Genomic DNA, 24185 nt, shown 5'->3' with positions numbered 1-24185 from the left:
CATGATCAATATCCGTTCCTTCCGCGATTTGCTGCGGCTGTTCTTTATCTTCAAGCGGGAAGTGAAAATCACCGTGGCGGTGACCTTCGTGGTCATTCTGCTGGGTGCCTTCCTGCTTCCCAACCGCTATGAATCCACCGCGCTGCTGCTGGTCAAGCCCGGCCGCGACAGCACCCTGCCCATCGAGATGAGCGACCGCCAGACCGCCGTGATCCCGCTGCAGCGCGACCCGGTGGCCGACGAGGAGCGCATGCTCACCGGCCGCCCGATCACCCGCCTGGTGGCCGAGCAGTACCTGGATGACCAGGCGCGCCAGCCGCACCAGGAAGGCGTGGTAGCCAGCATCAAGTATGCCGTGAAAGGCGCGGTGCAGAGCCTGGCCGACATCGGCCGCGGCTTCCTCCAGGCCCTGGGCCTGGTAGAGAAGCAGACCCCCGTGGAGCGCCTGGCGACCCAGCTGGAGAAGAACTTCACCGTGACCCACGCCACCGGTTCCTCGGTGATGGAGGTCAGCTTCACCTGGAGCGACCCGCAAGTGGCGCAGACCGTGGTGAAGAACTGGCTCGACAAGTATCAGGAAGAGCGTACCCGCACCCTGGGCCGCAAAAGCCTCTATTCCTTCTATGAAGGCGAGAGCAAGGCCACCCAGCAGCGCATCCTGGACACCAAGAAACGCATCCAGACCCTGCTCGACAAACTCGGCGCGGTGAGCATCACCGAGCGCCTGAACGATGTGTCGCGCAACCTCAACGACCTCAAGGGCGAACGCCTGAACACCCTGCGCTCCATTGCCTCCACCCAGGCCGGGCTGGACGTGCTGAAGCAACAGATGAACGGCATTCCCAAGGAAATCAGCATTGCCCGCGAGATCGCCCGCAACCCCGACCGTGAAGACCTGAGCCAGCGCATCAACACCAAGCAGATCGAGAAACAGGAACTGCTGCGCACCTTCAAGGACGACGCCCCGCCGGTCCGTGCGATCAACACCGCCATCGCCAACCTGCAAGCGCTGATGAACGGCGAGAACGCCACCGTGCAGCGCTCGCAGAACATGGCACCCAACCCCATCTACACCCGCCTGCAGAACAGCTACGCCGACCAGGCCGCCAGCCTCAGCCGCCTGAAATCCCAGGCAGCCCAGCAGGAGACCCAGCTGGCCAAGCTGGAAGCCGACCGCACCCAGGCCGTGGGCCTGGAGCCGGAACTGTCGCAGTTGCAACTTGAACTGGACGCCGCCGAGAAGAGCTTCGCGCTGTACAGCGACAGCCTGGAAAAAGCCCGCATCGACCGTGAACTGGACGCCAGCCAGATCAGCAACATCGCGGTGATCGAGCAGGCCACCCTCAACCCTAGCCGCGTGTTCCCGAAAAGCCTGCTGATGCTGCTGTTCGCCATCCCGATCAGCCTGGCCGTGGGCCTGCTGGCGCTGTACTTCTTCTACCTGCTGGACCAGCGCATCCACGACGGCGACAAGATCGAGGAACGCTTCGGCATCAAGGTGTGGACCAGCCTGCAGGACATCAGCGGCCAGGACGCCCAGCGCATCAGCGCCTTCACCGCCAGCATGTACCGCCTGTACGGCGTGCTGCCGCTCAAGCAAGTGGCACTCAGCGGCCTGAGCATCGGCCTGACCTCGGCGCGCAAGGGCGAAGGCGTGAGCTTCGTCATCGAGCACCTGCGCAAGCTGCTGGAAGACCGCGGCCACAAGGTGCGCGTCAACGGCGAGGCCAGCGCGCAACCGGGCGAAATCGTGCTGCTGGACGCCGCCGGGTTCTTCTCCAACCAGGAAGCCTTCGTGACCCTGCGTGAAGCCGACCTGATCGCGCTGATCGTGGAAGCCGAGAAGACCACGGTGCCGGTGCTGGAAAACGCCGTGTCGATCCTCAACACCGCGTTCAAGCACGTGGACGGCATCATCATCAACCGCCGCCGCTTCGAGATCCCGGCCAAGGTGCTGAACTTCATGACCCGCATCCGGAGCCATGCCTGATGCATATTGCCCTGCTGGCTCCCCTGCCACCGGAACAGAACGGCATCGCCGACTACGCCGGGCACCTCAAGCACGCCCTGGAGCAACGGGGCGTGACCGTCAGCACACCGCTGGCGGGCCTGGGCAACGACGTGCAGCGCACCCAGGAGGCGCTGCAGGCGTTTGACTGGAAGGGCATCGACCTGGTGCACGCAGAGATCGGTGGTGGCCGCCTGGCCGAGTTCAACGGCCTGCGTACCCTGCGCCAGCGCTTCCCGCGCCTGCCGCTGACCGCCACCGTGCACGACCCGGAGCGCCTGGTGTGGCGCCGCGAACAGCTGCCCTGGCCGCTGTCGATGGTGGCGGGCATGCCCAACCCGTTGCCGCAGGTGGCCACGGTGCTGGCCGACCCCTTGTGCCTGCGCGAGGAACGCCTGCTGGCGCGCAGCCTCACGCGACTGGTGACCCTGACCCAGTCGGGCAGCCAGTGCCTGAAACAACGCATGGGCCTTGCGACCGAACAGATGGTGGTGATTCCCCACGGCAACCTGGTCATACCACCGGCGCCGCTGCCACCGCTGGAGCCCCTGCGCCTGCTGTACTTCGGTTTCATTTACCGTGGCAAGGGCATTGAGGACCTGCTCGACGCCCTGGCCCTGACGTTCAGCCAGCAACCGGCGCTGCGCGAGCGCATCCGCCTGACCCTGGCCGGTGGCAGCGAACCGGAAATGGCCTTCGGGCCGTCGGGCAGCTACCTGGACCAGCTGCGCCAGCGCATCAGCCAGCTGCAACTCAACGACAACATCGAATGGGGCCTGGACCTGCCCGCCGCGGACATCCCGGCGGTGATCCAGGCCCATCACGTGATGGTGCTGCCCTACCGCGAGTCCAGCAAGCTCAAGCTGCTGGGCAACCTGCGCGGCACCAGTGGCGCGCTGTCCTGGGCGGTCGCGTGCGGGCGCGGGGCCATTACCTCCGACGCCCGCTCGTTCGCCGAGGAAGTGGCCCACGACAACGGCGTCATCTTCCCCCAGGGCAATGTACCGACCCTGGCCGCAGAATTGAGTCACCTGTGCGCTGCTCCCGAGCTGGCCATTCGCTGGGCCGAGCACGCCAGTCTGATCGGCAGCCAACGTACCTGGCCACTCACGGCCGGGCGTTTTGTGCAAATGTTCGAGGACGCCTGTGGAGGCCGCTGATCATGTGGAAGAAGCCAATCGTATGGATACCCGTCCTGCTGTGCGCCGCCGTGGCGTTCAGCACCCTGCCCTGGAGCGACAAGGCCGAGGCTGACATCAGCCTCAAGGGTCCGCGAGCGGTCACATGGAGTGACTTCCTGGGCGTCAACGCCCAGTTCGAATATTTTGACCCCTCGGTCTACCAGAAGCAGATGGCCGCGCTCGACGCCCTGGGCCTGACCTGGGTGCGCCTGACCATCCATTGGCCGATCATCGAGCCCACCCAGGGCAACTTCGACCTCACCGCCCTGGACGGTGCCATGACTGCCATGGCCCAGCACAAGTACAACATTCTCGCCTACATGGTGGGCTCGGCAACATTCGACAGCAGCGCCCCCAGCGGCGCCGCCAGCACCGACCAGTACCCGCCCACCGACTACAGCATTTTCGCCGACCGCATGACCATGCTCGCCAAGCGCTACCCGCAGGTGAACACCTGGCAGGTGTGGAACGAGCCCAATATCGTCTGGCTGCCCAAGGAAGACCCCACCGCCTACGGCAACCTGCTGTTCAGCACCGCCACCGCCATTCGCAAGGCCATCCCCGACAAGCCCGTGGCCACCGCCGGCATGGCCTACTACAGCCAGATGCGCAGCACCGACGGCCTGATGCTGGCCGACCTGCTGACCCAGGGCCTGCCCACCAGCAATATCGTCGCCGCCTACCACCCCTACTCCGAATACCCCGAGGGCGACGACACCACCGCCAAGGACTTCATCCAGCGCGGCAACTACATCAACAGCGCCCTGCACGCCAAGGGCGTGACCCAGGTGTGGGCCACCGAGTGGGGCTGGTCCAGCTACGCAGGCCCGGTGGAAATGCAGGCGGTGATCGGCGTCGACGGCCAGGCCGACTACACCCTGCGCCGCCTGGCGTTGATGAGCGCCATGGACTACCAGCGCATCTTCCTGTTCAATCTCAATGACCTGGACGCGCGCGCCTCGGCCCGCGACCAGTACTACGGCCTGGTTGACCTGAACGGCAACCCCAAGCCAGTGTACACCGCCCTGAAGAATTTCCTCGGGGTGACCGGCGCGCGCCTGGAACCGGCGGACCCACCCGCCTACACCAACGGCCCGGGCGACCTGTTCAACGTGGCCTGGACCCGCGCCGACGGCACTCATCTATGGCTGTTCTGGAGCGCCTCGGGCACCTCGGTCAGCCTGCCTTCGGTGACCTCGGCGACGCTGTTCGACCCGCTGCAGGGCACCAGCACCACCCTGGCCAACGCCCAGGGCATCAGTGTTCCGCTCAAGACCAGCCTGCAAATGCTGGTCTGGTAACAAGGACGATTGAATGCGCATTTTATGGACACTGCCGTATTTGCCCTGGCCTACCACCAGCGGCGGCAAGACCCGTCAGTACCACCTGTTGCGCAGCCTGGCGGCGCGCGGGCACCGAATCACGCTGCTGGTGCAATCCAAGACCGAGGTCGACCAGGCCACGCGCAACGCCCTGGAGCCGTTCCTGGAGCAGTTGATCGTGTTGCCGCGCCGGCCCCTGCGCAGCCTCAAGACCCTGCTGGCGGTACTGGCGGCGCCTTACCCGATGCTGGCCAGCATCAACGGCCTGGCACCGGAGCTGGAACGCTATTTCGACCAGTTGCTGGCCACCCCGTGGGACGTGGTGCAGATCGAGCACAGCTACAGCTTCCAGCCCTACGAACGAGCGCTGCAACGCCACGGCCAGCCGTTCCTGCTCACCGAGCACAACATCGAGTCGGCCCTGGGCGCGGCCAGCTATGACCGCCTGCCCGGCTGGATGAAGCCGTTCACCGCCTACGACCAGTGGCGCTACCGGCGCTGGGAGCAACGCGTGTTCAGCCAGGCCGCGCAGCTGGTGGCGGTGACCGAGGCGGATGCCCGGCAGATGCAGGTGCTGTTCCAGCGCCAGGCGTCGGTGGTGGTCAACGGCGTGGACTGCCCGCATTACGCCACGGTGCGCCCGGCCTTCGACAGCCAGCGCCTGCTGTTCATCGGCAACTACGAGTACAGCCCCAACCTGGATGCGGTGGAATGGGCGCTGGATGAAATCATGCCCAAGGTGTGGGCGCTGAACCCCGAGGTGCGCCTGTCGGTGTGCGGCTTCGCCCTGCCCGCCCAGTGGCGCCAGCGCTGGCCCGACCCGCGGGTGGAGTTCCAGGGTTTCGTGCCCGACCTGCGCGCGCTGCAGGAGCAGACCGCGGTGTTCTTCGCGCCCCTGCGCCAGGGCGGCGGCTCCAAGCTCAAGGTGCTGGAGGCCATGGCCGCCGGCCTGCCGGTAGTGACTACGGGCCAGGGCGTGTCGGGCCTGGCGGTCAGCAATGGCCAGGACTACCTGGGCAGCGAAACCGCCGAAGGCCTGGCCCAACTGCTGGCCGACGCCGTGCGCGACCCGGCCCGCCTGCAACAACTCTCCGAAGCCGCGCGCCGCTACGTGCGCGGCCATCACGACTGGGCCGTCGCCGCGGCCCAGCTTGAAGACGTCTATTCACGGCTTTTGCAACCTATGGAAGACACCAGCGTATGCGCATAGGACTGGATTATCGCCCGGCCACCAGTTACCCCAACAGCGGCATCGGCCGCCAGACCCTGGCCCTGGAGCAGGCGCTGCGGGCCAACCCGGACGTGCAGTTGCAGTTGTTCAGCGTAGCCCCCGAGGACCACCTCATCCGTCGCAAGGCCCACTGCCCGCGCTGGGGCGCCCCGCTGGCCGGGGTGCACCGGTTGCCGCTGCGGCTCAAGTTCGAGGCCGGCTTCCTGCCCGGTTCCCTGCGCGAAGCCGGGGTGGACACCTACATCGCCAACTTCAACATGGGCCTGCCACTGGCGCGCAAGCCCGAGGGCATGAAGTACATCCTGCAGTTGCACGACCTGTTCCAGCTGACCCTGACCAACGCCCACGGCTCGCAGCTCAAGGCGCGGGTCTATGGCTACACCGACAAGCTGTCGATCGGCTGGTCAGTGAAGGTCGCCGACCGCATCTGGGTGCCGTCGCAGTACACCGCAGACGAGGTGGCAAAGCTGTTCCCCCAGGCCCGCGACAAGACCCGCGTGCTGCCCAACCTGGTGCTGCCCTACACCGACGCCCTGGCCGACATCAGCGACCTGCAGCTGCCGCCGCGCTATTGGCTGGTGGTGGGCACGCGCGAGCCGCGCAAGAACATTCCCTGGTTCGTGGCCGCCTGGCAGCAGGCGCGCCAGCAGAACCCCGAGGTGCCCGAGCTGGTGCTGGTAGGCGCCCGCGAGCACCTGCCGGTGGCCCAGCAACATTTGCACGGCATGCACTTTGTCAGCGGCATCAGCGACGCCCAGCTGCACGCCCTGTACGCTGGCGCGTCGCGGCTGTGGCAACCGTCCTACGCCGAAGGCTTCGGCCTGCCGGTGATCGAGGCGCTGGCCCAGGGCACCCCGGTGGCCGTGGCCAACGGCTCGGCGCTGGACGAGATCACCCCGCCCGACAGCCCGCGCTTCTCGCCCACCGACACCGGCGCGCTGGTGGAACTGATGAAGGAACTGGCCCTCGACCATCCGGTCGACAGCGCCCCGCTCAAGGCCTGGGCCGACGGCTACGGCGAGCAGGCCTACCGCCAACGCTTCGATGAATTGCTCGGGGAGCTGCGCTGATGCCACTGGCCTTTCCGCTCGCGCTGATCACCAGCATTACCTTCGGCGTGCTGGCCTGGCTGTTGCCCGCGCCCAAGGTGCTGGCGGTGATGATAGGCATCGCCGCCATCGTCACCGTTATTCGCAAGCCCCTGTGGGGCCTGCTGTTGTTTGCCGTGATCGCCACCTTCCTGCCCTATACCACGGTCAACGTCGGCATTCGCACCACGGTGTCGGAAGCGCTGATCATGCTGGTGTGGGCCAGCGTCATGGCCCAGCACCTGTTCGGCCAGATGCACCGGGCGCCGAAGCTGCTGCACACCGAGCGCATGGTGGTGGCGTTCATGCTGTTCACTGCCCTGCCGTTCGTGGTCGGCCAGATCGTCATCGATGCCGCCGGCAACGGCCCGGTGAACTGGGTGCGCTGGCTGTTCAACCTGTCGACGTTGTTCCTGGTGCCGCGCCTGCTAGACACCCGGGAAAAGCGTGAGCAACTGGTCATCGGCCTGCTGCTGGGCACTCTGTTCCTGTTGCTGCTGGCGATCCCGGTGTACCTCAAGGACAGCACCCCGGCCACCCTCACCGACATCCTCGGCAAGCTGGGCTATGGCTCCATCGACCAACTAAGCGAAGGCCTGGCCGGCCTCAGCAGCCGCATGGCCTCGGGCTGGACGCACCCCAACATCACCGGTGGCGCCATGGCCCTGCTGGTGCCGCTGGCCGCCTGCTTCGGCCTGACCCGCAAGGGCTGGCCGCGCGCCCTGGGCATTGCGGTGACCCTGCTGGGCATGTTCGGCCTGCTGCTGACCGGTTCGCGGGGTGCCCTGGTGAGCCTGGTGCTGGTGCTGATGTGGCTGGCGCGCAAGCGCCTGCCCTACACCGGCCGCGCCTTGATGGTGGGCCTGGTGGGCGCGGCGCTGCTGCTGATGTTCTACCCGCCGTTGCAGGACCGCGTGCTGGACCTGTTCTCCAGCAATGACGCCAGTACCTCGGTGCGCTTCGACGAATACTCGAACTTCCCCCGCGCCATGGCCATGTACCCGCTGGGCATCGGCTTCAAGGTCGACCCGCCGGTGCCAGGCACCACGCTGTGGGGTATCTCCAACCTGTACCTCAACTACATCTACAAGGTGGGGGTCATCGGCCTGGTGATGTTCCTGCTGGTGGTGCGCAGTTGGTGGCGCGCCAGCGGCCCCACCACCAAGACCCTGGTGCTGACCCATGACAACGCCATCTGGCTGGGCACCCTGGTGGGCCTGCTGGCGGCGCTGGTCAGCGGCCTGTTCGACCACTATTTCAGTTTCACCATGGTGCTGGTCGCACTGTTCTGGCTGTTGTTGGGTCTCAACCTGCACGAGGCCCAGCGGCTGCGCGCCGCACCTGCCACTACTTCAGTCCCTGTTGGAAGCCGCCTATGAGACATCGTCTACTTCACTCCCATAATCTGCGGCAGGCACTGCCCGAATACGCCATCAAGATGGGTGTGAGCCTGGAAGAACTGGAAAGCGCCTACGAATGGATGCTGGCCAACGAAGTGATCTTCGAACAACCACTCAAGGGCAACATTCTCACCTTCATCAGCTACGTGAACATCGAACCGCGCATCGAACACCCCTTGGCGCGACGCTTCTACGCCCTGCTGGGCCGCGAGCTGAAAGGCGCGCTAATCCCCTTGTACGGCAAGAACTGGGCGACCCTGCGCGACCGCTGGCTGCGGGCCTGGGAACAGGCCTACAACATCCTCATCTGCAAGATTCCCAGCCACACCCTGCGCCTGGCCTGGCTGCGCCTGGGCGGGGCGAAGATCGGCAAGGGCTCCTCGGTGTGGCGCAACACCGAGGTGCTGGGTGTCGACAGCCTGCGCATCGGCGATGACACCACCGTGGGCTGGCACTGCCAGCTCGACGCCCGCGGCGGGCTGATCATCGGCGACCACGTGACCATCGCCTCCCACGTGCTGATCATCGCCGGCGGCCATGACACCCAGGCGCCCGAGTTCTGGGCCGTGGGCGGGCCGGTGTACATCGAGGACTACGCCTGGATCGCCACCCGCGCGCTGCTGTCGTTTGGCGCGCACGTCGGCGAGGGCGCGATCGTCGGTGGCAACACCGTGGTCAGCAAGCCGGTGCCGCCCTATGCCATCGTCGGCGGGCCCAACGCCGAGGTGAAGGGCGAGCGCTGCCGCAACCTCAACTACAAGGTGGGCGGCAAAGGCCTGTTCACCCTGTTCCACTGAGGCCTGCCATGTTCGGATCGACGCTGTGGCTGACCCTGGCGACGCTGACCGGCCTGGCCGCGGGCTTTGCCCGCGAATGGCTGCTGGTGGCGTCCTGGGGCGCGGGCGGGCAGAGTGACGCCTTCCTGGTTTCGCTGTTCCTGCCCGAAGCCTTGCGCATGGCGCTGGCAGCCGGGCTGCTGAGCGCCGCTGCGCTGCCGCTGTTCCAGCAGCGCGACAGCGACGGCCAGCGCGCCTGGCTGGGCGCGCTGGTGCCACGCATTCTATTGCTGGGCCTGTTGCTGGCGCTGCTGCTGAGCCTGGCCGCGCCGCTGCTGGTACGCGCCATCGGCCCGGGCCTGGACAGCGACGGCTATGCCCGCGCCGCGGGTTCCCTGCACTGGCTGGCCTGGTGCGCGCCGGGCTTCCTGCTGCATGCGCTGTTCTGCGTGCCGCTGCAGGCGCGCTCGCGGTTCGTGCTGGCCGGCCTGGGGTCGCTGCTGTTCAACCTGCCGCCGGTGCTGTACCTGGCCATCCTGCGCCACGACGCCACCACCACCGGCATGGCCTGCGCCTGCGTGCTGGGGAGCTGGCTGATGCCGGCGGTGCTCACGCCGTCGCTGCTGCGCAACGGCTGGCGGCCGTGGCAGCGTGAACAGGCGCCAGGGGCGGTGAAGGAGCTGCTGCAACGCATCGGCCCGCTGCTAAGCAGCAACCTCGCCAGCCAGGGCCTGGCACTGCTGGAGCGCATGGTGGCGTCGCTGCTGGGCGAAGGTTCGGTGACCTGGATCAACCTGGCCCGCAAGCTGATCAACCTGCCGCTGATTGCCCTGATGAGCCTCAACCAGGTGCTGCTGGGCCTGATGAGCGGCAGCGTCGGCGAGCAACGCCTGACTCTGCTGCGCAAGGGCCTGAGCAGCGCCACCCTGCTGACCGTGCCGGCGGTGACCGGCCTGATCGGCGCCTCGGCGGCGCTGGTGGCCCTGCTGCTGCCCAACCAGTCGGCTGGCAGCCCGCTGCCCGAACTGCTGGCCTGGTTCTGCGCACCGCTAATGTTCGGCGCCTGGAACGCCCTGCTGGCGCGCTACGCCTACGCGGCGGGCGACACGCGCATGCCGCTCAATTGCGAACTGCTCGGCAGCCTGCTCAACGCCGTGCTGCTGGGTGTGCTGCCGTGGGCCTTCGGCCTGATCGGCATTGCCATGGCGGCCCTGTGCGGTGTGCTGCTGACCGGCGTGCTACTGATGCGCCGCCAGGCCCTGCTGGGGCAATTGCCGTGGCGCAGCCATTGGCTGCTGGGCGCGGTGGCGATGCTGCTGGCGGCACTACTGGTGCACCCGTTGCCGGGCATGTGGGTGCAACTGGGCGTGAGCTGCGTGTGCGGGCTGGTGCTGTTGGTGGGGCTGGGGATGTGGCTGCGGCCCTGGGCGCGCGCCTGAAGCACCCACGGCGCGCCCCGTGGCACCGGCCGCAGGCCGGGTCGCGCCGTGCTCAGGCGTAAGGGCTGTCCCAGTAACGCTTGTGCATCCCCAGGCGTTTCTTCCACTTCACCGGCAAGCGTGCTTCCTGCTGGCTGAACTTGTACGCCAGCAGCTTCAAGCCGTTGCGCAGGAACGAGGCTGGCCACAGCCAGCACCGGCGCACCCCCAGGTACTTGAGCTCTGACTTCACGTAGCGCAAGCCCTCGCCACCTGCCCCGCCGAACTGCTCGCGAATCCAGGGTTCGCGGGCCTGGAACACGCCGATGTCGAAGTAGCGGCGGAACTCCTCGGCCAGGGTGTAGTTGTGCGAATGCCGGCAGCAGGCATCCCCGGCATAGGCAATCTTCCAACCGGCCACCAGCATGCGCGCGGCCACGTACATGTCTTCCGAGAGGATCACGTGCAGCGGGAAGCCGCCCACCTGCATCAGCGCCTTGCGGCGGTAGGCGGCGAACGAGTTGGACATGAAACAGGTCTTGATGCCCAGGCGGTCGACGTCGGCCATGCTCTTGAGCTGCGAGCTGGCCGGGTAGTTGAACGCCCGCGCGTGGGCCGACAACAGGTTGGCGTCCTTGTGCGCCAGCTGCCGCCCGCACACCGCGCCCACGCTGTCATCGGCGAAGGGCGCGACGATGCGCGCCAGCGCCTGGGGGTCTTCGAGGTAGGCATCCTGGGTCATGAACACGTACACGTCATAGCCGGGAAACTCCTCGACCATGCGCTGGCGCGTGCCACCGTGGTTGAACTCGCGGCTAGGGATCAACAGGAAATGGTCGGCGCATTCGCGCCCAAGTTCGGTGGTGCCGTCGCTGGAGGAGGAATCGACGATCAGGGTATCGAAATCAATCGTCTGGCTACCCAGCGAATCCAACAGACGTTGCAGATCCCTTTGACCATTGTAGGTTGGGACCACGCACGCTACTTTCAAAGTCGTCATGGCCATATCCCCACGTGATTGCCAAGTCCATTTGTTGCGGCCATTGGCGGTGCAGGCCAAGCCTGCCGACAACGGCACCCGATGTGCGGTACAGCGTGTTGAAGATTAGCGCACACGGGGCCGAGGCCGGTAACAATTAATTCAGGCCAGCACTTCGCTCAGGGGAATGAAGCGCACGCGGTCGCCTTCGGCCAGGGTGCGGCCTTCCAGCACCTCCACCAGGCCCTCGGCCCAGGCGGCGCTGCGCAGCACCCCGGAGCTCTGGTTGGGGTAGATGACCGCGCGGCCGTTCTCCAGGCGCCCGCGCAGGTACTCGCGGCGGTTACCCGGCTTGTCCCAGGTAAAGCCCACCGGCACCTCGAACGCCAGCGGCGCGACGTCGGCCACGCCCATGCGCCGCAACAGGTACGGCCGCGCCAGCAGCGCGAAGGTCACCAGGGTGGAGGCCGGGTTGCCTGGCAGGCCGATCACCGGCACGCCACGGAAATGCCCGAAGGTCAGCGGCTTGCCCGGCTTGATCGCCAGCTTCCACAGCGCCAGCTCGCCTTCCTCGCGCAAGGCCACGCCGAGGAAATCCGCCTCGCCCACCGACACACCACCGGTGGACAGGATCAGCTCGGCCTGGCCCAGCTCGGCCAGGCGCGCGCGGGTGCGGGCGAGGTCGTCGGGCAGGATGCCGGCGTCGATCACCTCGCAGCCCAGGCGCTGCAGCCAGCTCACCAGCAGGCGGCGGTTGCTGTTGTAGATCTGCCCCGGTGCCAGCGGCTGGCCGGGATCCACCAGCTCATCGCCGGTGGACAGCACCGCCACGCGCACGCGCCGTACCACGTCCAGCTCGGCGTGGCCCAGGGACGCCGCCAGGCCCAGTTCGATCGGGCCCAGGCGCGTGCCGGCCGGCAGCACCTGCTCACCGACGCGGGTTTCCTGGCCTTGGGGGCGGATGTTCTGGTTCAGGCTGAGCGCTTCGGTGAAGCGCACGCGGCCGTCGTCCAGCACCTCGGCGTTTTCCTGCATTTCCACGCAGTCGGCACCCGCCGGCACGGGCGCGCCGGTGAAGATGCGCGCGCAGGTGCCCGCCGCCAGCGGCGTGGGCATCTGCCCGGCCTGGATGCGCTGGCTCACCGGCAGCGGCTCGCCGCTCCAGTCGGCCAGGCGCAGGGCATAGCCGTCCATGGCGCTGTTGGACCAGGGCGGCAGGTCCAGGGCCGACACCAGGTCGGTGGCCAGCACCCGGCCATCGGCGTCGGCCAGGGCCACGCGCTCGGTCTCGCGCAGCGGCGCCTGGTCAGCCATGGCCAGCAGGCGCTCCAGCGCCTGCTCCAGCGGCATCAGCGGCTTGGCCGCGCCCAACTCAGCCACGGGACTGGCAGGGCTCGGCCTGCTTGAGGTGAGGGACGAAGTTGCACGGGCGGTGGCGCACGTCCAGCTGCTCGGCGAGGATACCGTCCCAACCGGTGCGCACGGCGTTGGTGGAGCCCGGCAGGCAGCACACCAGGGTGCCGTTGGCCAGGCCCGCCAGGGCGCGCGACTGCACGGTGGAGGTGCCGATGTCCGGTACGCTGATCTGGCGGAACAGCTCGCCAAAACCGTCCACCTGCTTGTCCAGCAGGCAGGCCACGGCCTCGGGGGTGCTGTCGCGGCCGGTGAAGCCGGTGCCGCCGGTGATCAGCACCACCTGCACCACGTCCTCGGCGATCCAGTGGGCGACTTTCGCGCGAATCTTGTACAGGTCGTCCTTGAGCAGCACGCGCTCGGCCAGCAGGTGGCCGGCGGCGGTCAGGCGGTCGACGAACATTTGCCCGGAGGTGTCGGTTTCCAGGGTACGGGTGTCACTGACAGTCAGCACCGCAATATTGAGCGGCACAAAAGGTACATCAGCCTTGGCTTTCATCAGGGCTCGTCCGGTTGTGTGTAGGAATAGGCAGTGTTATATCACAGCAGCCCTCATCTGAAGACCGAGACCTGCGATGCCCGACACTGCCCTGCCCGCCTGTTCCGTCCTGTTGCTGGCCGGTGGCCGTGGCCAGCGCATGGGCGGTCGCGACAAGGGCCTGCTGCCCTGGCGCGGCCACCCGCTGATTGCCCACCTGCACGCCCGGGTGCGCGGCCTGGGCGACGACCTGATCATCTCCTGCAACCGCAACCAGGCCATCTACGCCGCCTACGCCGACCGCCTGGTAGGCGACGACAGCGCCGACTTCCCCGGCCCCCTGGCAGGCATTCGCGCAGGCCTGGCCGCCGCCCGCCACAGCCACCTGCTGGTGCTGCCCTGCGACGTGCCGGGCATTGACGGCGACTTGTTGCAGGCCATGCTGCGCTTGGCGTTCGCGCAGCCGCAACAACCATTGATGGTGCGCCAGGGCGAGCATTGGGAGCCGCTGCTGTGCGTGATCCCGGTGGCCCATGCGGCGGTGTTCGAGCAGGCCTGGCAGGCCGGCGAGCGCAGCCCGCGCCAGGTCATGCTGGCCCTTGGCGCCCAGGCGCTGCAGTGCCCGGCCGATGACCCGCGGCTGGCCAACCTCAACACCCCGCAGCTGCTGGGCGATGCCTGACAGTGTCAAAAAAATGGAACTCACCCAGGGTACAACCGTCTCAAACCTTGTACATGGAACAATCGTCCCCCTTTGGAGAAACAGACAATGACTAAACGGACCCTTCCCGCTCTGCTCCTGGCAATGGGCCTGGCCACCCTGGCGGGTTGCTCCACGCCCACGGTCATCACCCTCAACGACGGGCGCGAGATCCAGGCGGTGGACACGCCCAAATACGATGAAGACTCGGGCTTCTACGAAATCAAGCAGCTGGATGGCAAGGAAACCCGCATCAACAAGGATCAGGTACGCACCGTCAAAGAGCTGTGACGGCCTGACCCCAGGGGCACGCCTGGCCGGCGTGCCCCCACTTGCCGAGCGCCGATTTTGGAATAGAATCAGGTCTATCGGGGTGTAGCGCAGCCAGGTAGCGCGTCTCGTTCGGGACGAGAAGGCCGCAGGTTCGAATCCTGTCTCCCCGACCAGTTTTGTGAAGAAAAGCCCGCCTTGTGCGGGCTTTTTTGTGCCCGGTGTTCCAGGACATAGCCGGGAAACAAAACCGAACAATCGATTCATTGACAGCTGGGTGTTGTCATTTAGCATAGCGCGACCTATAGTTTTTATAGATTAAGCCATGATCAGGTCGCTGCCGTACCCGCTTCCGAAACAGACCGCGCTCAGCTTGATTCGCCAGATCGCAGTGAATTCGGGCCGTGTCCTGTACACGGCCCATGCGCGACAAAGAATGACCGAGCGCGAGATCACCTTGCCGGATGTCATGGAATGCCTGGCCAAAGGGCAAATCACTGAAGGGCCGGCCTACATGCCAAAAGGGGATTGGCGCTTCACACTTTCCTGGTTCCGGGCAGGGTCACCCCTCCAGGTTGTGGGCGCGATAGATATTGACGAGGACGGGACCTATCTCGTCGTGGTGACCGCGATTCAGAAACAGAGGTGAATTTATGTACCACTACGTTGAGAGCGGCTTGCCGAACGTGTGGCTGAGCAACGGCTACGTACTGAAACAGACGTCATATGGTGAAGCCTTGGGCATCACCGATGTGCAAGGGCTGCACGACACAATAGGCAAGGCACTCGCAGAAAAACCGGCACCGCTGACAGGCGCCGAATTTCGGTTTCTGCGCAAGGAATTGGGCTTGTCCCAGGAGCGCTTGGGCGACATTGTCGGGCTCACCAGCCAAGCGGTGGCAATCTGGGAAAAAACCGGCAAAATTCCAACCGTGAGTGATCGCTATTTGCGAGGTTTGTATTTGGAGGCGAAGACAGGGGAAGCCGACCTCATGACTGCCATCAACAAGATCAACGACCTTGATCACCATCTTTATGAATTGAAGCTGGCGTACGAGGGCCGCTGGCACAGCGAGGGACAACAATGCGCCTGAAGGCGCTCCTTCATTCGACGTAGCAGCTGCCGCACGCTGCGTCAAAAGCCCCCGCCGCCGCCTCGAACCACCCACGCAAAGGACCCTGCCCGTGCCCCACCTCCTCACCCTCTGCGGCAGCCTGCGCCAAGGTTCATCCAACCGCGCGCTGCTGCGCGCCGCCGCGCAACTGGCGCCCCCGGGCCTGCACCTCAAGCACTACGAGGGCATCAGCGAGCTGCCATTGTTCAACCCCGACCTCAGCGACACGCCACCGCCTTTGGTGCAAGCCCTGCACGCAGCGGTGGACGCCGCCGACGGCCTGCTGATCGCCTGCCCCGAATACGCCCGCGGTATTCCTGGAGCCTTCAAGAACGCCTTGGACTGGCTGGTGGCCAGCCAGCAATTCCCCGGCAAGCCGGTGGCGCTATTCAACGCCTCCCCACGCGCCAGCGACGCCCAGGCGGCGCTGCGCCTGGTGCTGCGGACCATGTCGGCGCACCTGGTGGAGCAGGCGTCGGTGACGGTCAACCTGTTGGCCAAAGGCATGACGGCAGCGGACATCGTTGCCGATGGGCAGGTGGCTGAAGTGGTGGGGGCCGCGTTGCGGGCGTTCGAATTGGAGATTCTGTTGGGGGAAAAGGTGGATGCCTCGCTGGCCGGACTGCACGGCGGCTGACCCTACCAACCCTGTAGCAGCAACGGTCTTTCGCCGAAGGCCGCGTACAAGGTGCCGCGCTATTCCCGGCACACCGCAGCGAACCCGGACGCCGCCTGCGGCAGCTGCTACAGGGCTGCGCGCACCGCCGATCGCGCTGTAGCAGCGGCCGAAGGCCGCGTCATGGCCAACACGCCCAGCGCCTGTGACGCGGCCTAGCGGCCGCTGCTACAGGCGCATTATCCTGTTCCACCCAACATCCACGGAAAGCCCTTTCATGCGCTGGACCGCCAACAACCTGGCCGACATCCCCGGCATCGCCCATGGATTCCTCGGCATCGACGATGCGCTGCCTGCCGATACCTTCTGTTGCAACCAGAAGCACACCGCCGAGATCGTCGCCCCCACCCACGGGGACGTGATCGCCGATGGCCTGTTCACCGATCAGCAACGGCCCATCGCCGTCTTCACCGCCGACTGCCTGCCCGTGCTGATGGCCTCCACCGACGGCCGGCACGTGGCCGCCGTGCACGGCGGCTGGAAGGGCCTGCGGGCCGGCATCCTGGGCAACGCCCTGCGCCGCTTCGCCCAGGCGCGCGTGCCACGGCACCGCGTGCGCGTTGCCATCGGCCCGTCGATCAAGCCCTGCTGCTATGAGGTGAGCGATGATTTTCGCACGCTGTGGGCCGGCTCGAATCCACCCTGGTATCAGCAGCGTCCGGCCCCCGCGCAGCCAAACGCCCTGCCGCAGCCACCAGCCATGAACACCCACGGCCTGTGGTTCGACCTGGCGCGCTACGGCCAATTGCTGTTGGCCGAGCAAGGCATTGCCGCCGATCAGGTCGAGGTCGTCGACCTCTGCACCTGCTGCCATACCGACGCGCTGGGTAGCTACCGCCGCCGCACTCACTGGCCGGCGCCGCGCACCCAGCAATTTTCATGGATTGCGCGAACCTAGATGAACATTCACATCCGCTCACAAACTGTCACATAACTGCAATATTTCCTCCTCATGATCGCGCCATCAGCCCTTGCGCCGCGAGCCGACATGAATTCGAGCATCATCAAGAGCCACCAGGACTCGGACCTTTTCGGCTTGCTGTACGGCTACCGCTTCCGCCCCGGTGGCCCGGTGTGCGAGCTGGATTCGGCCGCCGTGCTGCAAACCCTGGGCGACGCCGAGCACAACGACGAGTTCGTCTGGCTGCACCTGAACCTGGCCCACGCCGGCTGCGAGCGCTGGATGCGCGCGCACCTGCAGCTGCCCGATGATTTCTACGAATCGCTGCACGAAGGCTCGCGTTCCACGCGCATCGAGCACGTCGACGACGCCCTGCTGGCGGTGGTCAACGACGTGGTGTTCAACTTCGGCATGGTCTCCTCGGACATTTCCACCCTATGGCTGTGCGCCAACGAGCGGGTGCTGGTCAGCGCCCGCCTGCAGCCGCTGCACTCGGTGGACAAGCTGCGTTCGTCGGTGAAGCGCGGCGAGCGCTTCCGCTCGCCCATGGAGCTGCTGGTGCACCTGTTCCGCGACCAGGCCGAGGTGCTGACGCAGATCGTGCGCAAGACCAGCATGAGCGTCGACAATATCGAAGACCAACTGCTGTCCCTGCGCCTGAGCAACAACCGCGCTGAACTGGGCAGCATGCGCCGGGTGCTGGTGCGCCTGCAGCGCCTGCTGGCGCTGGAGCCGGGCTCGTTGCTGCGGCTGCTGAACCGGCCGCCGGCCTGGCTGCAGGAGGATGACGTGCAGGCCCTGCGCCAGGCTACCGAGGAGTTCGCCCTGGTGCTCAGCGACCTCACGGCCCTGGGCGAACGCATCAAGCTGCTGCAGGAAGAAATTGCCGCCAACCTCAACGAACAGAGCAACCGCACCCTGTTCACCCTGACCGTGGTGACGGTGCTGGCCCTGCCCATCAACATCATCGCCGGCTTCTTCGGCATGAACGTGGGCGGCATCCCGCTGGCCAGCGACCCGGAGGGCTTCTGGATCCTGGTGGCGCTGGTGGCCACCTTCACCCTGCTGGCCGGGCGCTGGGCGTTCCGCAAGCGGACCGACTACTGACCCGGGGCTGACGCCAGTCTGTCACATTTTGCAACGATTATGAGGGTTCCCTCCCTCAATCGAGTTGCCTGACATGGCTACGCCAACCCTGGCTTCTTCATCCCCCAGCAGTACTCAAGCGCGCCCGCAGTTTGACCGCAAGCCAGGGCGCGGCACCCTCATCGGCTTCTTCATCGTGCTGGCCATCGGGCTGATCTACAGCACCTGGAGCCTGGTCACCGACGTCGACGAGATGGGCACCATCGTCACCACCTGGACGCCGTTCATCCTGCTGGGCGTGGCCCTGCTGATCGCCCTGGGCTTCGAGTTCGTCAACGGTTTCCATGACACCGCCAACGCGGTGGCCACGGTGATCTACACCCATTCGCTGCCGCCGCAGTTCGCGGTGGTGTGGTCGGGCCTGTTCAACTTCCTCGGCGTGCTGACCTCCAGCGGCGCGGTGGCGTTCGGCATCATCGCCCTGCTGCCGGTGGAGCTGATTCTGCAGGTGGGCTCGTCCGCCGGTTTCTCGATGATCTTCGCCCTGCTGCTGGCGGCCATCATCTGGAACCTGGGCACCTGGTGGCTGGGCCTGCCGGCCTCCTCGTCGCACACCCTGATTGGTTCGATCATCGGCGTGGGCGTGGCCAACGCACTCATGCACGGCCGCGACGGCACCAGCGGCGTGGACTGGGGCCAGGCGCTGAAAATCGGTTACTCGCTGCTGCTGTCGCCGCTGCTGGGCTTCGCCTTCGCCGCGCTGTTGCTGGTGGTGCTGCGCGTGTTCGTGAAAAACCGCGCCCTGTACAAGGCGCCCGTCAGCGACGCGCCACCGCCATGGTGGATTCGCGGCCTGCTGATTCTGACCTGCACCGGCGTGTCCTTCGCCCACGGCTCCAACGACGGCCAGAAAGGCATGGGCCTGATCATGCTGATCCTGGTGGGCACCCTGCCCATGGCCTACGCCCTGAACCGCGCCATGCCGGCCGACCAGTCGGTGCAGTTCGCCGCCGTGGCCCAGGTGACCCAACAGGCGCTGGTCAAGGCCGCGCCAACGCCGGTGAACGGCGACCCGCGGGCGATCCTGACGGACTATATCCGCAACAAGCAGCCTACCCCGGAACTGGTACCGGCCCTGGCCGCCATTGCCGGGCTGATCGGCAACGAGGTCAACGCCTACGGCAGCCTTACCGCCATCCCTGCCGCCGCGGTGGGCAACGTGCGTAACGACATGTACCTGACCTCCGAGGCGATTCGCCTGATGGACAAGGACAAGGTCGGCCAGTTTGACGCCGACACCCAGGCCAAGGTCTCGCAGTTCAAGCAGCAGATCGACAGCTCCACCCGCTTCATCCCGCTGTGGGTGAAAGTGGCCGTGGCCATCGCCCTGGGGCTGGGCACCATGGTGGGCTGGAAGCGCATCGTGGTGACGGTCGGTGAGAAAATCGGCAAGAACCACCTGACCTACGCCCAGGGCGCCAGCGCCGAAGTGGTGGCTATGCTGACCATCGGCGCGGCGGACATGTACGGGCTGCCGGTGTCCACCACCCACGTGCTGTCCTCGGGCGTGGCCGGGGCCATGGTGGCCAACGGCTCGGGGCTGCAGATGCGCACCATCCGCAACCTGGTGATGGCCTGGGTGCTGACCTTGCCGGCGGCCATCCTGCTGTCAGGCTCGTTGTACTGGTTGTTCAACTCGGTGTTCTGAACCGGACGCCGATCGACCGTAGCCGCTGCCGAAGGCTGCGCTGGCCATGCCCCACGCTGAAGATCTTCAGTGTACGAATGGGCCAGCGCAGCCTGGCGGCAGCGGCTACAGGTGGCCAGCGTCGGTCACCACTCCAACGTCAGGCGGCTCTCGAAGCTGCGTTCCTCACCCGTCAACGGGTCCTTGAAGCGCAGGCTCTGCGCCAGCAGCTTCAACGGTTTCGCGTAATCATCCGCCTCGCCCTGCCCGCACACCTGCGGGTAGAACGGGTCGTTGCACAGGCTGGCCCCCAGCGCCGTCATGTGCACCCGCAGCTGGTGGGTCTTGCCGGTGATGGGATAGAGGATGTAGCGCCACAGGTCTCCGTGCTTCTCCCCCACTTCCACCAAGGTCTCGCTGTTGGGCACGCCGTCCACTTCCTGCATGCGGAAGAACGGCTCGCCGTGCACCATGCGGCTCTTGTGCACCAGCGGGAAGCTCAGGTGCGGCAACGCCGGGGCAATGGCGTGGTAGCGCTTGTCGATCTGACGGTTGGGGAACAGCGACTGGTAGGCCGAGCGGCTCTCGGGGTTGGCCGAAAACAGCACCAGCCCGGCGGTGTGGCGGTCGATACGGTGCAGCGGCACCAGGTGCGGGTTGTCCAGGCGGCGGATCAGCCGGCGCAGCAAGGTGTGCTCCACGTACTCGCCAGTGGGCGTCACCGGCAGAAAGTGCGGCTTGTCGGCCACCACCAGGTGCTCGTCCACGTGCAGGATCTGCTCCTGGGCAGCGATGGGCTTTTCATTGGGCACTTCACGGAAATAGTGAATGCGCAGGCCCTGTTTGTAGGGCAGGTCGACCGCTATCGGCTGCCCCTGGGCGTCCAGTACCCTGCCCCGGGCAATGCGGTCCAGCCACTGGGCGCGGTCGATGGCCTTGAAGTGATCGCACAGGCAATCCAGCACCGTCGTCCAGGGGCCAGGCGGCAGGCTGAGGGTGCTGGCCTGGTGATGGGCAGCGTTGAAGGCACGATCGGACATGGGCAGGGCTCTGGGCTAAGGCAGCCTGGCATTATCCCCCAGTGCCGCGCCCGCTGTCATTGCGCGTGGGCCTGGCGCGCCGCGTCGGTGAACTCCTTGAGCCAGCGCAGCACCTGCACCGCTTCCCAGCGAGTGGGGTCGTACAGGGCGTACAGCAGGCCCTCGTAGCCCACCACGTCCAGCGGGCGATGGTAGCCGGCACGCTGGAACAGTGCCTCGATCTCGGCGAAGCAGGTGTTGAAATGCAATTTGTTGAAGGGCGTCTTGCCTTCCGTTACCAGGCCATCGAGGCGCAGCTCCAGCACCGCCTCCTGGACCACTTCCGGGCTCATGCGGTTGACGCTGTATTTCAGTTGTTCGACATTGACCACGCGGGCAATCCTCTGACTTCGTTGCTCAGGGCACGCGCGGGCACCCTGTAGTGCGCACTTCCATGAACACTGTATTTATATACAGCATAAGGATCGCTACCCTCTGCGTCAATGCGCAGATGATCGGTGGCGCCTCAGACAATCCCGGGCAGGTAGCCGGTGTCCTTGCGAATGGTCAGCACTTCGCGGCGCGGTGGCCGCTCGCTGACGGCCAGGTGCACCCAGCGGTCGAACTCCAGGATCAGCTGGTCGAACACCAGGCCGCTGTCGGCGATCAGTTCCACCGTTTGCCGCGGCGCCAAGCCCACCACCGTGAAATCCGCGGCCAGGCCACGCAGGTGCGCACTGGTGGGCGAACCGCCAATCAGCGCGTTCAACGCCGGGCCACGGTAGCCGCTGCTGATCAGCAGCGGCGCGTCCACCAGGGTGCGGATGGCCTCAAGCAGCTGGCACAGGCGGCGCAGGTTGGCGATAACGGCCGCGTCGGGGGTGTTGTCGATGCCGGCCTTGGCGGCCGAGGGGGAGGCAATCATCTCTGCCAGGGTGAAGTTGTCGCTCAGGTTCATGCAGTCGCTCCTTGACGTGCGCACGGGTGCACCGGCCATTGTCCGGGGCCGGTGGAGGGAGCGTGTAGTTATCTATGTAGGCGCGGCGACGGGGCAGCGGGAAAGCCTGCGCAGGCTCAGCGCACGAAGGCGACCACCTGGTCGGTGTCGAACGGCCAGCGCAGTTCGGCACCGGTGTCGATGCGCAGCAGCACGGGGATGTGCAGCGAGTAGCTGTCGAACAGCACGGGGTTTTCGGCGATGTCGATCAGTTCCACCTGCAACCCGTGCTCCACCAGCGGCATCAGCTCAGCCTCGGCCAGCTCGCACAGGTGGCACCCCAGGGTTCCAAGCAATTGGCATTCAGCAGGCATGATGCTTACCGGGCAAGGTTGGAATGGGCCCTATTCTAGAACCTACAGGATAAACCGCCAACGCCGGCTGGCGGCAATCACCAGGGGTGCCACGGCCAGGGTCAGCAGCGCCACCAGCAGGGCCATCAGGCTGCCGTACGCCAGCCCCGCAGCCATCGCCGCGAACATCAACAACGGGTGGGTGAAGTAGACCGCCGCCGACAATCGACCCACGCGGTCACCCGTGCCTGGGCGCGGGTAATGCAGGGCCAGCAGCACCACCACCGGGGCCACCAGCGGCAGCGTGAACATGAAGTCAAAATTGATGACGCGGTCGGGGGCGTGCTGGTAGTTGAACCACGACTCGGCCAGCATCAGCAGCAGCGCCACCACCAGCCAACTCCACAACAGCCCCGGGGCCAGGCGTGCCGGCACCTGGTGGCGGGCCAGCAGGAAGCCCGTCGCCACGAACGGGAAGCCCATGAACAGGAAGTTGCGCGCCGCGTAGTCGTTCTGGTTGAAGTGTTGCAGGAACGCCTCGGGAATCTGCACGTAGGCCCGCGCGTACTGCAGCGCCAGGCCCAGGGCAAAGGCAATCAACGCCAGCGCGGCGACCTGCCAGGTGCGGCGCTCGCGCACGGCATACAGCAGCAGGCCACCACCGATCATGCCCAGCAGGTACCACAGGTGGAAGAAGCCGATCAGCCACTGCTTGAGCGCCAGCAGCACCGCGCCCACGCCTGAACCCGCCACGTAGAACGGGCTGTAGACCAGCATCCAGAACACGTACAGCAGCACGATGCGCCCCAGCCAGCGGCGTATGCCGGCCGCGCCCTGCAGCGCCTGGCCGAGGAAATAGCCGTTGATCAGGAAGAACACCGGCACCGCGATGCGCAGCAGGCCGTTGCACAACAGGTAGCCCGGCAGGCTGTCGTTGCCACCCAGCACCTTGCAGTGCATGGCCACTACCATCAGCGCCAGCAGCAGCTTGAGCCGGTCCAGGTTTGCGTTGACGATCTTGCTCATCCCTAAGCGCTCTAGTGGGCGAAATTGGAAAAACCTGGAGCAGTCCAACCGCCACACAGCGTAGCAGCGGCAACAGCCACCATCTTATCGGTGATGGCTATTTGCCGTCGAGCCTCGCGCACCTAGAGCATGAAACGCCAGCGCTGGTTCATGGCAATCAACAGCGGCGCCAGCGCAACGGCCGCCAGGGTCACCAGCGCCACCATGAAGTTTCCATAGACCACCCCCGCGCCCAGGGCACACCACAAGATCAGCGGGTGCACGAAGTACACCGCCGATGACATCTGCCCTACGTAGACGCTCTGGGTAGGCCGGTCGTAGACCATCACCAGCATGAACAGCGCCGGCGCCACCAGTGGCATCGAAGCCAGCAGGTCAAAGTTGAACAGGTGCACCGGGTCATTGCGGTAGTTGAGCTCGGACTCCAGCAGCATCAGCGCCATGGCCAGCAGCAGCCAACCCCACACCAGGCTGCGGTTGAGGCGCAGGTGCAGCGGGTGGCGCGCCAGCAGGTAGCCCAGGGCCATGAACGGAAACGCCATGAACAGGAAATTGCGCGCGGTGTAGTCGTTCTGGTTGAAGTGCTGCAGGAAGTCATTGGGAATGTGCACGTACACCCTGGCGTACTGCAGCGCCACGCCAATGGCGAAGGTGGCCAGGGCCGCGGCCGCAAGCGTGGCGGTGGAGCGCTGGTGCAGCACGAACAGCAGGGCGCCGGCGCCGATCATGCCCACCAGATACCACAGGTGGAAATAGCCGATGACCCATTGCTTGATGGCCGCCAGCATATCGGCAAAGCCCAGCCCCGTGAGGTACAGCGGGCTATAGATGACCATCCAGAATACGTAGAGCATGGTCACGCGCCATAGCCATTGGCGCATCACCGGCCAGGTCATGGGCGCCTGGCCCAGAAAGTAGCCGTTGATGATGAAGAACACCGGCACGACCACGCGGAAAACACCATTGCACAACAGGTACCCGGCCAGGGTGTCGTTGCCGCCGAGTATCTTGCAATGCACCGCGACCACGATCAGGGCCAGGGTAAGTTTGAGCCAGTTGAGGTTTGCGTTGACTGTTTTTGTTGTTGTTTTGCCCATGTGATGTCACCTGACGAAAAAGCG

The 24185-nt window shown here is 65.9% G+C and carries 25 protein-coding genes and 1 tRNA gene; 17 read left to right on the top strand and 9 right to left on the bottom strand.

The genetic code is table 11. The features are described 5' to 3' along the window. Position 1: 1 nt before the first annotated feature. Genes AC0J42_RS10105 through AC0J42_RS10070 form a run of 8 tightly spaced genes read left to right on the top strand, consistent with a single transcriptional unit; the run spans position 2 to position 10445 of the window. Entirely contained in the window at positions 2–1990 is a 1989-nt protein-coding gene (locus tag AC0J42_RS10105; RefSeq protein WP_416423409.1) for an exopolysaccharide transport family protein, read from the top strand. Continuing rightward, on the top strand, positions 1990–3168 hold the full coding sequence (locus AC0J42_RS10100; protein ID WP_473006023.1) for a glycosyltransferase: 1179 nt from the start codon (positions 1990–1992) through the stop codon (positions 3166–3168). Before AC0J42_RS10105 ends, AC0J42_RS10100 begins: the two co-directional genes overlap by 1 nt. 2 nt (positions 3169–3170) lie before the next feature. Next, positions 3171–4490 carry a beta-xylosidase gene (locus AC0J42_RS10095; protein WP_416423407.1) on the top strand — a complete coding sequence of 440 codons (1320 nt, stop codon included), beginning with the start codon at positions 3171–3173 and terminating at the stop codon, positions 4488–4490. A 13-nt stretch (positions 4491–4503) separates the two neighbouring features. Beyond that, positions 4504–5721, top strand: a complete 1218-nt coding sequence (locus AC0J42_RS10090; protein WP_473006022.1) for a glycosyltransferase family 4 protein — start codon at positions 4504–4506, stop codon at positions 5719–5721. Then, positions 5712–6812 carry a glycosyltransferase family 4 protein gene (locus AC0J42_RS10085; RefSeq protein WP_473006021.1) on the top strand — a complete coding sequence of 367 codons (1101 nt, stop codon included), beginning with the start codon at positions 5712–5714 and terminating at the stop codon, positions 6810–6812. The genes AC0J42_RS10090 and AC0J42_RS10085 overlap by 10 nt, the downstream gene beginning before the upstream one ends. Next, positions 6812–8209 carry an O-antigen ligase family protein gene (locus AC0J42_RS10080; RefSeq protein ID WP_473006020.1) on the top strand — a complete coding sequence of 466 codons (1398 nt, stop codon included), beginning with the start codon at positions 6812–6814 and terminating at the stop codon, positions 8207–8209. Before AC0J42_RS10085 ends, AC0J42_RS10080 begins: the two co-directional genes overlap by 1 nt. After that, the gene (locus tag AC0J42_RS10075) at positions 8206–9027 is read left to right on the top strand and encodes an acyltransferase (protein ID WP_416423403.1); all 822 of its coding nucleotides are present in this window, start codon (positions 8206–8208) and stop codon (positions 9025–9027) included. The genes AC0J42_RS10080 and AC0J42_RS10075 overlap by 4 nt, the downstream gene beginning before the upstream one ends. Positions 9028–9035: 8 nt before the next feature. Then, positions 9036–10445 carry a lipid II flippase MurJ gene (locus tag AC0J42_RS10070; RefSeq protein ID WP_473006019.1) on the top strand — a complete coding sequence of 470 codons (1410 nt, stop codon included), beginning with the start codon at positions 9036–9038 and terminating at the stop codon, positions 10443–10445. Between the two features lie 52 nt (positions 10446–10497). Here the strand turns inward: AC0J42_RS10070 and AC0J42_RS10065 are convergent, their stop codons facing one another. From AC0J42_RS10065 to moaB, 3 genes are all read right to left on the bottom strand, one after another. Continuing rightward, positions 10498–11424, bottom strand: coding sequence for a glycosyltransferase family 2 protein (locus tag AC0J42_RS10065; protein ID WP_416423401.1), 927 nt, complete (start codon positions 11422–11424; stop codon positions 10498–10500). Between the two features lie 141 nt (positions 11425–11565). Further along, positions 11566–12753, bottom strand: a complete 1188-nt coding sequence (locus AC0J42_RS10060; protein WP_473006835.1) for a molybdopterin molybdotransferase MoeA — start codon at positions 12751–12753, stop codon at positions 11566–11568. A 22-nt stretch (positions 12754–12775) separates the two neighbouring features. Beyond that, entirely contained in the window at positions 12776–13315 is a 540-nt protein-coding gene (moaB, locus tag AC0J42_RS10055; protein WP_027978453.1) for a molybdenum cofactor biosynthesis protein B, read from the bottom strand. Between the two features lie 76 nt (positions 13316–13391). Here moaB and mobA point away from each other — a divergent pair, with 76 nt between their 5' ends. The 9 genes from mobA to AC0J42_RS10010 all read left to right on the top strand — a co-directional run bounded on the left by mobA (position 13392) and on the right by AC0J42_RS10010 (position 19750). Continuing rightward, positions 13392–13976: a molybdenum cofactor guanylyltransferase MobA gene (mobA, locus tag AC0J42_RS10050; RefSeq protein WP_473006018.1), complete on the top strand. Its 585-nt coding sequence runs from the start codon at positions 13392–13394 to the stop codon at positions 13974–13976. Positions 13977–14063: 87 nt separating this feature from the next. Next, entirely contained in the window at positions 14064–14285 is a 222-nt protein-coding gene (locus AC0J42_RS10045) for a YgdI/YgdR family lipoprotein (RefSeq protein ID WP_027978455.1), read from the top strand. Positions 14286–14363: 78 nt separating this feature from the next. Continuing rightward, a tRNA-Pro gene (locus AC0J42_RS10040) sits at positions 14364–14440 on the top strand. A gap of 149 nt (positions 14441–14589) precedes the next feature. Then, positions 14590–14913 (top strand): DUF4258 domain-containing protein, encoded by a 324-nt coding sequence (locus tag AC0J42_RS10035; RefSeq protein ID WP_416423399.1) that lies wholly within the window; start codon positions 14590–14592, stop codon positions 14911–14913. 4 nt (positions 14914–14917) lie between these two features. Further along, entirely contained in the window at positions 14918–15358 is a 441-nt protein-coding gene (locus AC0J42_RS10030) for a transcriptional regulator (RefSeq protein WP_416423398.1), read from the top strand. Positions 15359–15449: 91 nt separating this feature from the next. Continuing rightward, positions 15450–16016 carry an NADPH-dependent FMN reductase gene (locus tag AC0J42_RS10025; protein ID WP_473006017.1) on the top strand — a complete coding sequence of 189 codons (567 nt, stop codon included), beginning with the start codon at positions 15450–15452 and terminating at the stop codon, positions 16014–16016. Positions 16017–16272: 256 nt separating this feature from the next. Then, a complete protein-coding gene (locus tag AC0J42_RS10020; protein WP_473006016.1) occupies positions 16273–16953 on the top strand; it encodes a purine nucleoside phosphorylase YfiH/LACC1 family protein in 681 nt (226 codons plus the stop codon). A 90-nt stretch (positions 16954–17043) separates the two neighbouring features. Beyond that, positions 17044–18063 carry a transporter gene (locus tag AC0J42_RS10015; RefSeq protein ID WP_416423395.1) on the top strand — a complete coding sequence of 340 codons (1020 nt, stop codon included), beginning with the start codon at positions 17044–17046 and terminating at the stop codon, positions 18061–18063. Positions 18064–18136: 73 nt separating this feature from the next. After that, a complete protein-coding gene (locus AC0J42_RS10010; RefSeq protein WP_473006015.1) occupies positions 18137–19750 on the top strand; it encodes an inorganic phosphate transporter in 1614 nt (537 codons plus the stop codon). 125 nt (positions 19751–19875) lie between these two features. Here the strand turns inward: AC0J42_RS10010 and AC0J42_RS10005 are convergent, their stop codons facing one another. The 6 genes from AC0J42_RS10005 to AC0J42_RS09980 form a co-directional block, all read right to left on the bottom strand. Further along, positions 19876–20769: a pseudouridine synthase gene (locus tag AC0J42_RS10005; protein ID WP_473006013.1), complete on the bottom strand. Its 894-nt coding sequence runs from the start codon at positions 20767–20769 to the stop codon at positions 19876–19878. Positions 20770–20825: 56 nt separating this feature from the next. After that, positions 20826–21140 (bottom strand): transcriptional regulator, encoded by a 315-nt coding sequence (locus tag AC0J42_RS10000; protein ID WP_416423392.1) that lies wholly within the window; start codon positions 21138–21140, stop codon positions 20826–20828. Between the two features lie 134 nt (positions 21141–21274). Continuing rightward, positions 21275–21706: a D-Ala-D-Ala carboxypeptidase family metallohydrolase gene (locus tag AC0J42_RS09995; protein ID WP_416423391.1), complete on the bottom strand. Its 432-nt coding sequence runs from the start codon at positions 21704–21706 to the stop codon at positions 21275–21277. Positions 21707–21822: 116 nt separating this feature from the next. Continuing rightward, positions 21823–22059 (bottom strand): glutaredoxin family protein, encoded by a 237-nt coding sequence (locus AC0J42_RS09990; protein ID WP_473006011.1) that lies wholly within the window; start codon positions 22057–22059, stop codon positions 21823–21825. A gap of 42 nt (positions 22060–22101) precedes the next feature. Further along, complete coding sequence (locus AC0J42_RS09985; RefSeq protein WP_416423389.1) at positions 22102–23064, bottom strand: acyltransferase family protein; 963 nt, start codon at positions 23062–23064, stop codon at positions 22102–22104. A 122-nt stretch (positions 23065–23186) separates the two neighbouring features. Beyond that, positions 23187–24161 (bottom strand): acyltransferase family protein, encoded by a 975-nt coding sequence (locus tag AC0J42_RS09980; protein WP_416423388.1) that lies wholly within the window; start codon positions 24159–24161, stop codon positions 23187–23189. Positions 24162–24185 lie beyond the last annotated feature (24 nt).

The organism is Pseudomonas sp. Tav-5-1A, from assembly GCF_055755055.1.
This window is presented reverse-complemented; position numbering and strand designations above follow the sequence as displayed.